Genomic DNA, 11,513 nt, shown 5'->3' with positions numbered 1-11,513 from the left:
GAAATAGAGAGGTATAAAAACGGAGTGGGCAATCGCGGGAACGTTTGGTATCATAGACAGTAATTCCATTTCTAAAAGGAGGACGTTGCCATGTCTGCACATTCCGATTGCATCTTTTGTAAAATTGTCTCGGGAGAAATCCCATCAAACAAAATTTATGAAGACGATGACGTTGTGGCGTTTTTAGATTTAAGTCAAGTGACCAAAGGCCACACATTGTTGATTCCAAAAGACCATCAGGCTGATGTTTTCGAATTACAAGAAGAAACGGCCTCGCAATTGTTCACACAAGCACCGAAAATTGCCCGCGCGTTAAAGGAAACGTTCAATTTTGAAGGATTAAACATTGCGAATAACAACGGTCAAAAAGCGGATCAGACGATCTTTCACTATCATTTGCACTTCATCCCCCGTTACGGTCAAGAGGTGCTTTACAATTGGGCGGATAACAGTGCCAAATACTCCGATGAAGATTTAAAATCCTACGCGCAAGCCGTTCAAGCAAACATGGCGTAAGCATTGCAGGAGGTTCTGGAAATGACAAACGAAAGAATTCATAACTTTAACGCCGGCCCAGCTGCACTTCCACCGGAGGTTCTCCGGCAAGCAGCTTTTGAACTTGAAAATTATAACGGCACCGGTATGTCCATTATGGAACACAGTCATCGCGGCGAGAGCTATGAACACGTCCATCACGAAGCCATCGCAACGACCAAACGCCTACTCGGCATCAGCGATGCCTACGAGGTTTTACTATTACAAGGGGGCGCGAGCCTCCAATTTGCCATGGTTCCTTATAATCTTTTGCCGCCGGACCAAAAGGCCAATTACATATTGACAGGGGCTTGGTCGGAAAAGGCAAAAAAAGAAGCAGACCATTTAGGGAAAACGTACAGCGGTGCGAGCGGGGAAGATAATAATTATAAACGGATCCCCGATTTCGAAGCCATTGAAACCACTGTTGACGATGCTTACATTCACGTGACATCCAACAATACGATCTACGGAACAGCTTGGCAAGATTTCACAAGAATGGCCGAATGGAAAGCGCCTGTCATTGCTGACATGTCCAGCGATATATTTAGCCGCTCCCTTCCCGTAGAAAACTTTGACCTTATCTACGCGGGAGCGCAAAAAAATATCGGGCCTTCCGGGGTCACGCTCGTGATCATTTCGAAAACATTGCTCGAAAAGACAAAAGCTATCGCCCAGGATGTCCCGACAATCTTGCGCTATAGCACCCACGCAGAAAAAGCATCCCTGTATAATACACCGCCGACGTTCGCGGTATACATGTTAAAAAACACGTTACAGTGGATCGAAGCAAACGGGGGACTCCAAGCGATGGAAACCCGCAACCGGGAAAAAGCCGCCCTCTTGTATAACGCCATTGATGAAAGCGATGGGTTTTATCGCGGGCATGCGCACCCGTCCAGCCGTTCGAACATGAATGTCACCTTCAAGTTGCCAACGGAGGAGTTAACAAGACTCTTCCTGGAAGAAGCAAAAGAAAGGCAATTCAGCGGTTTAAACGGACACCGGTCCGTAGGAGGGTGCCGCGCTTCCATCTATAACGCCGTATCGCTTGAATCTTGCGAAGCCCTACGTAATTTTATGGTTTCTTTTCAACAAAAGCACAGGTAAAAAGCGTCATTTCACTACACGCCCCTAAAAGCGTGTAGTGATTTTTGGATCAAGAAATCGGTTTTTTCACCGATTTTTACCAATCCGGCTTCTGACCTCTGATCTCCAAAAGACGCACATAGCGTCTTTTTCATGCATCACCGTACACAGCTTCCAGCGGAATCAACCCATTATCCAGCCCCGAGTCGCCGAGGCGCAAGTATAGATCCTCCCCGATATCAATGTCATTCACATGCACATCAATGACCCCTTCTTGAGGATAAATGTGAACAAATTCAGGGAGATCAGCCTGTTCCCCGATGACCCTCAACACGGCCGAAGACGGCAAATTGAGCGATCCGATGGCCATTCCGTTTTCTTCAAGACGCAAATTCCCGCTATCCGATACGGTTGGAACCAAATAGAGATTAAGATCAACGTCCATCCCAAAAATCGTATACCTGCCCGTGAATACGATTTCGTCTTCTTCCATATGGATATCAACAGCATCATCCGTTTCCGAACGCATATATGTACTAATTTGATCCAATGACGTCTCAGCCGTAAAAAGCACTTCTTCCTCCGTGGCAGGCATCTCTCCATCCGGTATTTCCTCCGGCGCTGAATCAGAACCAATCGGGGAAAGAAGGAACCAGAAGCTTACTATAACGACGACATTGACACCTATGAGAATAAAAAAAGCCCACTTCCAGTTCATTGCCTTCATCCTTTGCGAATCATGATATTCCCATCATATCACACGATGGACGTGGCTTTCATGAACGATCTGTTCGATGGAGTGCGGGGACATTTTGACCACAAGTAAGGGTCGAGTTGCTCTGAGAGGAACGAGTGAAGTAAAGTAATTCCTCAAACAAGGGGCGAACTGCTCCGAGAGGAACAACTGAAGTAAAGTAATCCCTCAAACAAGGGGCGAACTGCTCCGAGAGGAACAACTGAAGTAAAGTAATCCCTCAAACAAGGGGCGAACTGCTCCGAGAGGAACAACTGAAGTAAAGTAATCCCTCAAACAAGGGGCGAACTGCTCCGAGAGGAACAACTGAAGTAAAGTAATCCCTCAAACAAGGGGCGAACTGCTCCGAGAGGAACAACTGAAGTAAAGTAATCCCTCAACGGAAGAGTCGCTCCGAGAGGAACAAGTGATGCTAAGGTTTAGGGATTGCTTCTCGCTTCCGCGAAAGTCGAACCTTATTTCGATTAATGGTTTGTGACTCTTCACCAAAATCTAGAGTTGATATCAGCGAATAATGACGGTAATGACACTCGCTAGCGGAGGAAAAACACGGAGACTCCCGTGGGAACGCGCAGCAGAAAGACCCCGCAGAAAAAAGCGAACTTCTTTTTTGCAGGTAAAGAAAGTTGAATTATACTTTCTTACCTGCATAAGTGCAACTAAGGCTTTTCGCCATAAAAGCTTGACGAAAAGCCAAGTTTTCTAACGAGGAAGCTGAGCGTAAGCCCACGGAAAGCGTCGTGTTTTTCCGTAGCGGTTACCATATAATTCATCATTACACCTATTGGTCAACCATAAATTTTTGTATTGACCCTGAATTGTTATACTTTCATTTTACCCTGAGCTTTCATGACCTCCGGCTATCATTTTTCCCCAATGTTTGTTAAAGTAAAGCCAAGTGATGTATCTTGGAGGTAATTGGAGGTTCCGGCATGTCGATTTTCTTATTTATATTTTTTGCAGCTGTTTATTTGGTTATCATTAACACCATGACAAATTCACTCGTCGTACAAAAAGAAATGACAGAAGAAAAAATCCCTAACGTGTTCACAACCATAAATGTGCTCATTATGATTCTTCTCGTTTCTACATATGTGAGACTTTTAGTCATTTAAAAAGGGTTGGCGCTCACGGCACCAACCCATAAAAACTGCGGAGTTATTCAATGTGCGTGCTTACCAACCACCGTAGCCTCCCCAGGAAGCTCCAATGATAATAAGCAGGATGAATAATACGACGAGAAGCGCGAAACCTCCGCCGTAGCCACCACCGTAACCCATAGTTATTTCCTCCTTTTTTAAAATTTAGAACCAAGAGGCACCTACGATAATAAGCAAAATGAACAGGACAACGATGAGCGCAAAGCCACCGCCGTATCCATAACCAGCTGACATGATGCCACCTCCTCCCATTCCTGAGTTATCTTATGTAGGGATAAGGCGAGTCGATTGGGCGTTCCACCTACAAAATTGTTTTTTCTCGCAATCTTTTTATCTGACCTAGGTGAGAAGACTCCCACTTCCTACGAAGTGTACAGTGGGGAATGAATCGCCTTCGAAAATAAAATAAGACATAAAAAATAGATACTATGTAAAAAATTAGACTTTGTAACGAAAAACAAGTATAGTGTCAAACAATAGTTCGTTAGGGGGTGAGTAACAATGATGGTTAATAAAGCCTACAAGTTTCGTATCTACCCAAACAAAGAACAGAAAACGTTAATTGCAAAAACAATCGGTTGCAGTCGGTTTGTGTTTAATCATTTTCTTTCGAGATGGAGAGATACTTATAAAGCAACCGGCAAAGGATTAACGTATAACAAATGTTCCGGGCAATTACCTCAACTAAAGAACGAGTACATTTGGTTAAAAGAAGTGGATAGCATTGCCATGCAATCATCCGTCGAAAACCTTGCCGATTCTTACGAACGGTTCTTTCAAAACCAAAATAAAGCACCACGTTTCAAGTCTAAAAATAACAAGGTGCAATCGTATAAAACAAAGTTTACGAACGGCAATATTGAGATTATTGATAATAAAATCAAGTTGCCTAAACTTGGTTTCGTTAAGTTTGCTAAAAGTCGTGAGGTCCACGGCAGTATTATTAACGTTACGATTCGGCGTAGTCCGACCGGCAAATACTTTGTTTCTGTTTTAACAGAGACAGAGGTGAGCGAATGGGCCAAAACCGACTCATCGATTGGTATTGATGTAGGATTAAAAGATTTCGCGATATTGTCAGACGGAACCATCTATAAGAACCATAAGTATTTCCGAAAATACGAAGAAAAATTGGCCAAAGCGCAGCGTGTTCTCACAAGACGTCAGATAGGTTCCGCTAATTGGCATAAGCAACGCATCAAGGTCGCGAAATTGTACGAGAAAATGACAAACGCACGTAACGATTACTTGCATAAAATCTCTTCTGATATTGTCAAGAACCACGACGTTATTGGTATTGAAGATTTGCAAGTAACGAACATGTTACAGAACCACAACTTAGCAAAAGCAATTAGCGAGGTCAGTTGGTCGCAATTCCGTGTTATGCTCGAATACAAAGCGAAGTGGTACGGGAAACAGGTTGTGGCAGTTGCGAGAAACTTCCCTTCCAGCCAACGTTGCTCAAGTTGTGGGTATCAAAACAAAGACGTTAAACATCTCGGTTACGTGAATGAGATTGTCCGAAATGCCAAGCCCGCCACGATAGAGATATAAACGCAAGTATAAATTTGCGCAATGAAGCCTTGCGCTTAACCGCAGGTACTGCGGGGATAGCCTAATCAAAACCATCGGTTACGAAGGTGTTCTTAGGAATCTCCATCTTCAAATTTCGTTAGAAATTAAGATAAGATGGAGTAGTTCAAGGTATGGTAAACTTGTTTCTAATCCATAAAGCTTATCAATAATCCGTACGTTTTAGACGAACAGGGAGTGTACAAACATTGAAAAAAACAAAAATTGCCCTGGCGGTATGCATCACAGGCGCGATTGCCTTAACCGCATGTAATGATGATGGGGATGCAGATAACGACTCCGGGGAGGAAATTGCCAACATCGACGGAACTTCAATGACAGAAGAAGAGTTTACGAATGAACTAAAAAATGAATTTGGCCCTCAGCTATTCAATCAGATGATCCAAGACACGATCTTAAGGGAACAGGCAGAAGAATTGGATATCGGAGAAGAAGAAGTTGATGCTGAACTTGAGGACATGCGCGAACAAATGGGCGCCGAAGATGACGAGCAATTGCTGGATATGCTGCAAATGCAATTGCAGGTCCCGGTAGATTCCATCGATGAACTGAAGGAAGATTTTTTGCTCCCCCAAGTCGTGATCGAGGAGCTGTCCACCGCAGAAGTGGACATTACGGAAGAGGATAAAGAAGAATACTATGACGAAAATGAAGAAGAACTGACCGAAGTAGAAGTCAGGCATATTCTCGTCGAGGATGAGGAAACAGCCGAAGAAGTTTTAAGCGAACTTGAAGACGAAATGAGTTTCGAGGATGCTGTCGAAGAATATTCCGAGGATACGGCAAGTGTTCCGGAAGGCGGAAATGTGGGAGCGTTCCCCCAAGAAGGACACCAAATGGATGAGAATTTCGCTGATGCTGCATTTGAACTTGATGTAGGAGAGGTTAGCAACCCCGTGGAATCACAGATGGGTTATCATATCATTGAAGTCCTGGAACGAAATGAAACGTATGAAGAACTTGAAGAAGAAATAGAATCAAGACTGACACAAGAACACTCTAAAATGCCGGAAGAAGTCCTCCAGGAACTCATGGAAGCGGCTGATATTGAAATCATGGACAGCGAATATGAGGATTGGCTGCAAGAACCCGGAGCAGTTACCATGTAATTAGAAAACTTGCTTTCGCCAAGCTTTTATGGCGAAAACTTTAGTTGCATTTATGTAGGTAGGAAAGTTGATTTATACTTTCTTACCTACCAAGGAAAGCACCTCCCAAATGGTTGGAGGTGCTTCTTATTGTTCTTGATCCGTAGCACTTGCCCGTTGCTTTCGTTCATGCTCCATTCTGCGAATGTAGACACGCCCTTCTTGTTCAATCCACTCCGCCTCTGCCTTTTTATCTTCAAGACTTGTCCGAATCCACATATATCCGGAAACGATTGCAGCCAAAATCACTACTGTAACCCACCACGGAATCGTCGTAATCGCTGCATTCGATGTAAATCTTTGCAGCACTGCGAGTCCCAGAAAAATAATCACGAGCGTTAGCAGCATGCGTTTGGACCGTTCTTGCAAATCGATCACCCTCCCTGCGAACCTTCTTCTTTTAATCTATGAGGGCGGCAGGGCTTGTATGCTCCTTTAAATATTTTTCGGCTTGTAAAATGTTCGATTTTCCAAAGCGGGGATACGTTCCGTGAAATGACCCGCTTCGGTTTTCCCCAATGCCCGATCCATCATATTCATCTTTGCATCAAGGTTATCGATATAGTGCAGAATCTCCGCCTCCCGTAAAAGCGGAGGTTTCGGGCTTCCCCATTCTCCCTTCCCATGGTGGCTTAGAATGAGGTGTTCCAGCAATATCGGCTCTTCCCCTTCAATGTTCAACTCAGATGCCGCTTGACGGATTTCAGCAGCCATAAGGGAGATATGCCCGATCAATTTTCCCTCCGTCGTATACTCCGTGTCAATCGGTCCGGACAGTTCTCGCACTTTGCCAAGATCGTGTAAGATGATTCCGGCATAAAGCAAATCTTTGTTCAAGCTGGGGTACATTTGCACGATCGATTGGGCGATCTGAAGCATACATACGACGTGATAGGCAAGTCCGGACATAAACTCATGGTGATTTCTCGTTGCTGCCGGTGCATCCAAAAACCCATGTTGGTATTTTTTAAGCAAGGAACGTGTGATTCGTTGGATTTTAGCGTTTCCGATATCAAAAATAAACTGGTTGACGCGTTCAAGCATATCCAGTTTTTCCATAGGGGCCGTCGGAACAAGATCTTCCATTTTCACTTGATCTTGATCATTCACCGGTCGTATCCGGGCAATTTTTAACTGCAAACGCCCGCGGTAATCGAAGACTTCCCCTTGGATAGACACTATTGTTTTTCCGGTATATGTGCGTTCGTCTTCCGGTTTGACGCCCCATAATTTCGCCTCAATATCACCGCTCTTATCCGATAACCGCAACGTTAAAAACGGCTTGCCGTTACTGGCTATTCCCCGCGTCGCTTGACGAATGAGCAACTGGCGATCAATTTTATCGCCGGCTGTCGCGTAATAAATTCCTTTTTCCATGATTGCGGCAGGCAAACAATTCCCGATTTTTTGCTCGCCCTTCTCTCCTCCCTATTAGGTTCTGCGCGGCAAGGTCATTTGAAAGGACACTCGCCCGTTTATGTTAAAGACGCCGTGACGCCCGCGGTGCAGCTCGGTAATTTGCCTGACAATGGCAAGCCCGAGTCCGAATTGACCTTTATTTCCTTTTCGAAAAGGTTCAAACATCGTTCGCATATCGTCTTCGGCAATGGCTTTCCCATCATTTTCAACGATCAACGTTACGTCATGATCCGTTTGTTCGGCACGAATCCAAATGGTGCTTTTGGCATAACGCAATGCATTTTCAATGAGGTTTTCCAGTAGAATTTGGATGTGCTCAGGATCTCCCTGAAAGCGAATAGCCGCGCCTTCTACGATGAAATTAAGGTCGTCCCTTTGCAATCGATAACGTTCCTCTAATTCATAGGCCAATGCCCCAAACGATAACGCTTCAAGGTTAATGGTTTCTTTTTTTAAGTTCCCGAGTTTTGTAAAATAGAGCATGTCTTTCACCCGTTTATCCATGCGATCCGATTCTTGAAGAATGACATCCATCGATTCTTCCACCGTGTTTTTCGGAAGGACGCCGTCTTTCACGGATTGCGCATACGTCTTCACGACCGTGATCGGCGTCTTCAGTTCATGGGATGCATGTTGCATAAACGTTTTTTGGGCGTCGTCGTACCGGATCAAGTTCTGGCGCATGAGCTCAAACTGATCCGATAGTTTTTGAAAGTCCTCATCGCCTTCCCAATGAAACGAATCTTTCCAATTTCGCTTTGCAATTTGCTCAAAATGATTTCCAAGCAATCGCAAAGGCTTGCGCAAATAACGGGTGAGCCAAAGGACCGGAAGCAAACTTAAAGCTGAAGTGATCAACATTAAATACACAAGGTTTTCCCAGAGCTGATTAACCATCGAATCACGATAGGCATCCCACATGAAGGAAATATAATAAGCCTCATCTACTTCATCGTCCTCGCTTGCATCAATTCGTGTCACGACGTAGAACACCGTGGAATCTTGGTATGTGAATTCATAGCGCCCCGTTTCCGACTCTTGCTCAAACGCTTGCGCAAACATTTCTTGATATGCCTCTACCAATTCTTCCGGTATTTCTTCCAAGACTCTGGGAGCGCCCACTTGATCGGCAACAAAGATATGGCCCACCGCCCGTGAAGATGGCTCAATAAGTGCTTCATCCGGATCCGGCGGTGAAAATTGCTCGCTGAATGGATTGACCAATTGCCTTTGTTGTTGTTCAATGATTCGATAGGTTTCTTCGGTTAGCGTCCCTTGAATCGATATCGGATAAATAATGATCATCGACAAACCGACCAAAACGAGTAAAGAAAGAAAAGATAACCATATTCTCCGAGTAAGATTCATGCGCATCATGACGAAAGAATCCTATACCCATACCCATATAATGTTTCCAGGTGGACGCGAGGCATCTTTTTTCGCACCCTCCGCACGACATCATCCACCGCCCGTTCGGAACCGTAATAATTCTCTCCCCATACTTCTTCGATAATATCCTCGCGGGAAAGGGCTTTGCCTACTTGGACCGTCAGTAACAAAATCAGGTCCATCTCTTTTGTCGTCAAATCAACGACTTGTCTGTCATTTTGTTCGTCAACGACCGTTCGAGCCTCCGGATCGATCGTATAGTCATTTAAGTCAACTGTTTTGTTTTCTTCGGATTCGGAACCATACACACGCGTCAACAATTTCTTGACACGAATAATCAGTTCTTGCGGCAAAAACGGCTTGGATATGTAATCGTCGCTCCCCATTTCCAATCCAAGTACCCGATCCAAATCTTGGTCTCTGGCAGAAATAAAAATAACCGGTATATCCCCCTGGACTTCACGAATCGTTTTTAAAATTTGATAACCATCGGTCCCCGGGAGCATAATGTCAAGCACCCATAAATGTGGCCGTTCTTCGACGGATTCCTGTGCTTTATCGCCATCTTGAAACAGCTTGACCGTCCAGCCTTCTTTTTCCATATATGCCTGTAGTGCCTCTGATAAGTTTTCTTCATCTTCAACGAGATAAATCGTATAACTCATCAATCATCACTCATTTCTTTATACTATATAGAGGTAGCTTCACTTTATAGTATCAATCATTTTCTTTCATGCCAACCATTTTAGTGGTGAGAGGTTGGAAATCAAAGGTGAGAAAAATAAAAACCCCATCCACCATGGATGAGGTCTTGTGATTGATTAGTATAAGAGGGAGATGGCCGCCAATGCTGTCAGTGGCAATACCAATCTTCTCCATCGAAAACCTGGGCCGCCAAAACCTCCGTATCCGTAGCCGGGATAGCCATATCCATAGCCGCCGAATACGCGTTGATCCATTTGCGGTTGATATTGGCCCCACTGTCCATCTTGGTGGCCATATCCGTGGTGCTGGTGCCCATGCCCGTAATAGTGGTCGTTCCCGGGGTGGTGGCCGTGTCCTTGGTGATGATGCCCATGATGATGGTGCTGACCGTGTCCCCCATGATATTCGTCATATCCGTTGTGTCCATCATCACTTTCCAAGACGATCAAGTATACGTTCTCTACATCGACGTTTTCCACAAAGCCGTAAAACGTTTGCTGATCCACCATATCTGCCTTTACGTGCCTTCCCTTATGTTGAAGACAATGATGATACATCTGCTCATTACGTTGCATGATAGTAGCCTACCTCCTTTACAACATAACGTATTCATTTTAGAAGCGAGATGTGAGAGGTTAGAGGTTGGACAGTGTTAGAAAAACCTTAGTTGCACTTATGTAGGGATCGCTGAATAACTTGCAGATATCAGCTGAAGCCGGGATCCCGCTTCCATGGCTTCGCTTTCCGCGGACGAACGGTTAAAAACCAGTGCTGCGGGGGCTTGACGCGTCCGTTTTGATGTCTACGCCATTGCAGCGTCATTCAGCAGTCCCTATGGAGATAAGAAAGTTGATTTATACTTTCTTATCTACCAAAAGAAAAAGACCCCGGTCTAGGGGTCCATCGGTCCATTTTCTAGTCAGCTTCGCTTACGGTTTGGTCGGAACGCTCCATTTTGCGTTCATTGCGATGGATCAGCCACGTCTGAACCATCATGAAAATGCTTCCCGTAAACCAATAGAGCGACAATGCGGAAGGCAACGCGAACCCTGCACCTACGATCATGATCGGCATGATGTAAAGCATGATCTTCATTTGGCCGGCTACTTCCGTAGGCATGTTACGGGTGCTTAATTGCATTTGCAAAAACATGCCGAAACCAGCAAGTAAAGGCATGATCATGTAAGCGTCAGGGTTGCCAAGGTCCATCCATAGAAAACTATGCGTCGCGATTTCTTCCGTGCGGACGATGGCGAAATAAAAAGCCATTAATATCGGCATTTGGATGACCATCGGCAAGCAACCCGCGAGCGGATTCACCCCGCTTTTTTGGTAAAGACTCATCATTTCCTGTTGCATTTTTCTCTGTTCTTCAGGGTTTTTCATATCATATTGCGTTCTTAACTGCTCGATCTCGGGACGGAGTTTTTGCATCGCTTTGCTGCTTTTATGCTGTTTTAAAAATAACGGGAGTAACAAAAGCCTGATGACGACTGTCATAACCATAATCGCCAATCCATAACTCCCTTGCATTATTTCTGCCGTTTGGATCATTAACCAAGACAACGGAAAAACAAAAAAATGATCCCAGATGCCCTCGCTTTCCGAAGTGATCGGCGCGCGATCCAGCCCGCAACCGGAAAGCAAGACCCCGGTCATTAAAATGACGAATAATCCTGCGATATGCTTTTTCTTCAACTAAGATCCTCCTTATATTGGATT

General features: G+C 44.7%; 13 protein-coding genes and 1 pseudogene. 5 read left to right on the top strand and 9 right to left on the bottom strand.

What is annotated here, in order from left to right; genetic code table 11:
* Positions 1 to 90 precede the first annotated feature (90 nt).
* Positions 91 to 516, top strand: a complete 426-nt coding sequence (locus tag HUG15_RS08700) for an HIT family protein (protein ID WP_200128266.1) — start codon at positions 91 to 93, stop codon at positions 514 to 516.
* Positions 517 to 537: 21 nt separating this feature from the next.
* On the top strand, positions 538 to 1,644 hold the full coding sequence (gene serC, locus HUG15_RS08695) for a 3-phosphoserine/phosphohydroxythreonine transaminase (RefSeq protein ID WP_200128265.1): 1,107 nt from the start codon (positions 538 to 540) through the stop codon (positions 1,642 to 1,644).
* Between the two features lie 130 nt (positions 1,645 to 1,774).
* On the opposite strand, the gene HUG15_RS08690 is transcribed toward serC, so the two are convergent.
* Complete coding sequence (locus HUG15_RS08690) at positions 1,775 to 2,341, bottom strand: YpmS family protein (protein ID WP_200128264.1); 567 nt, start codon at positions 2,339 to 2,341, stop codon at positions 1,775 to 1,777.
* A gap of 968 nt (positions 2,342 to 3,309) precedes the next feature.
* On the opposite strand from HUG15_RS08690, the gene HUG15_RS08685 reads away from it, so the two are divergent.
* A complete protein-coding gene (locus HUG15_RS08685; protein ID WP_200128263.1) occupies positions 3,310 to 3,492 on the top strand; it encodes a hypothetical protein in 183 nt (60 codons plus the stop codon).
* 60 nt (positions 3,493 to 3,552) lie between these two features.
* Here the strand turns inward: HUG15_RS08685 and HUG15_RS08680 are convergent, their stop codons facing one another.
* Positions 3,553 to 3,657, bottom strand: coding sequence for a YjcZ family sporulation protein (locus HUG15_RS08680; protein ID WP_200128262.1), 105 nt, complete (start codon positions 3,655 to 3,657; stop codon positions 3,553 to 3,555).
* 24 nt (positions 3,658 to 3,681) lie between these two features.
* Positions 3,682 to 3,771, bottom strand: coding sequence for a YjcZ family sporulation protein (locus HUG15_RS08675; protein WP_114375794.1), 90 nt, complete (start codon positions 3,769 to 3,771; stop codon positions 3,682 to 3,684).
* A 267-nt stretch (positions 3,772 to 4,038) separates the two neighbouring features.
* On the opposite strand from HUG15_RS08675, the pseudogene tnpB reads away from it, so the two are divergent.
* Positions 4,039 to 5,156, top strand: a pseudogene (gene tnpB / locus HUG15_RS08670) (IS200/IS605 family element RNA-guided endonuclease TnpB).
* Positions 5,157 to 5,318: 162 nt separating this feature from the next.
* A complete protein-coding gene (locus tag HUG15_RS08665; protein WP_200128261.1) occupies positions 5,319 to 6,239 on the top strand; it encodes a peptidylprolyl isomerase in 921 nt (306 codons plus the stop codon).
* A gap of 126 nt (positions 6,240 to 6,365) precedes the next feature.
* Here the strand turns inward: HUG15_RS08665 and HUG15_RS08660 are convergent, their stop codons facing one another.
* The 6 genes from HUG15_RS08660 to yidC all read right to left on the bottom strand — a co-directional run bounded on the left by HUG15_RS08660 (position 6,366) and on the right by yidC (position 11,489).
* A complete protein-coding gene (locus HUG15_RS08660) occupies positions 6,366 to 6,647 on the bottom strand; it encodes a sporulation YhaL family protein (protein WP_200128260.1) in 282 nt (93 codons plus the stop codon).
* Positions 6,648 to 6,713: 66 nt separating this feature from the next.
* Positions 6,714 to 7,655 carry a 3'-5' exoribonuclease YhaM gene (yhaM, locus tag HUG15_RS08655; RefSeq protein WP_200128259.1) on the bottom strand — a complete coding sequence of 314 codons (942 nt, stop codon included), beginning with the start codon at positions 7,653 to 7,655 and terminating at the stop codon, positions 6,714 to 6,716.
* A gap of 54 nt (positions 7,656 to 7,709) precedes the next feature.
* Positions 7,710 to 9,074 (bottom strand): sensor histidine kinase, encoded by a 1,365-nt coding sequence (locus HUG15_RS08650; RefSeq protein ID WP_200128258.1) that lies wholly within the window; start codon positions 9,072 to 9,074, stop codon positions 7,710 to 7,712.
* A complete protein-coding gene (locus tag HUG15_RS08645) occupies positions 9,071 to 9,751 on the bottom strand; it encodes a response regulator transcription factor (RefSeq protein ID WP_200128257.1) in 681 nt (226 codons plus the stop codon). The genes HUG15_RS08650 and HUG15_RS08645 overlap by 4 nt, the downstream gene beginning before the upstream one ends.
* A gap of 156 nt (positions 9,752 to 9,907) precedes the next feature.
* A complete protein-coding gene (locus HUG15_RS08640) occupies positions 9,908 to 10,366 on the bottom strand; it encodes a hypothetical protein (RefSeq protein WP_200128256.1) in 459 nt (152 codons plus the stop codon).
* A 340-nt stretch (positions 10,367 to 10,706) separates the two neighbouring features.
* On the bottom strand, positions 10,707 to 11,489 hold the full coding sequence (yidC, locus tag HUG15_RS08635; protein WP_343073154.1) for a membrane protein insertase YidC: 783 nt from the start codon (positions 11,487 to 11,489) through the stop codon (positions 10,707 to 10,709).
* Positions 11,490 to 11,513: the final 24 nt, after the last annotated feature.

Origin of the sequence: Salicibibacter cibarius (genome assembly GCF_016495725.1) — a bacterium.
GTDB lineage: Bacteria > Bacillota > Bacilli > Bacillales > Marinococcaceae > Salicibibacter > Salicibibacter cibarius.
The sequence above is the reverse complement of the archived record's forward strand: the minus strand, read 5'-3'. Positions and strand labels throughout refer to the sequence as shown.

Excerpts from the sequence above, each read along its gene's own strand:
- HUG15_RS08700 (WP_200128266.1), top strand. The coding sequence starts at position 91 with ATGTCTGCACATTCCGATTGCATCTTTTGTAAAATTGTCTCGGGAGAA.
- serC (WP_200128265.1), top strand. The coding sequence starts at position 538 with ATGACAAACGAAAGAATTCATAACTTTAACGCCGGCCCAGCTGCACTT.
- HUG15_RS08690 (WP_200128264.1), bottom strand. The coding sequence starts at position 2,341 with ATGAACTGGAAGTGGGCTTTTTTTATTCTCATAGGTGTCAATGTCGTC.
- HUG15_RS08685 (WP_200128263.1), top strand. The coding sequence starts at position 3,310 with ATGTCGATTTTCTTATTTATATTTTTTGCAGCTGTTTATTTGGTTATC.
- HUG15_RS08680 (WP_200128262.1), bottom strand. The coding sequence starts at position 3,657 with ATGGGTTACGGTGGTGGCTACGGCGGAGGTTTCGCGCTTCTCGTCGTA.
- HUG15_RS08675 (WP_114375794.1), bottom strand. The coding sequence starts at position 3,771 with ATGTCAGCTGGTTATGGATACGGCGGTGGCTTTGCGCTCATCGTTGTC.
- yhaM (WP_200128259.1), bottom strand. The coding sequence starts at position 7,655 with ATGGAAAAAGGAATTTATTACGCGACAGCCGGCGATAAAATTGATCGC.
- HUG15_RS08650 (WP_200128258.1), bottom strand. The coding sequence starts at position 9,074 with ATGATGCGCATGAATCTTACTCGGAGAATATGGTTATCTTTTCTTTCT.
- HUG15_RS08645 (WP_200128257.1), bottom strand. The coding sequence starts at position 9,751 with ATGAGTTATACGATTTATCTCGTTGAAGATGAAGAAAACTTATCAGAG.
- HUG15_RS08640 (WP_200128256.1), bottom strand. The coding sequence starts at position 10,366 with ATGCAACGTAATGAGCAGATGTATCATCATTGTCTTCAACATAAGGGA.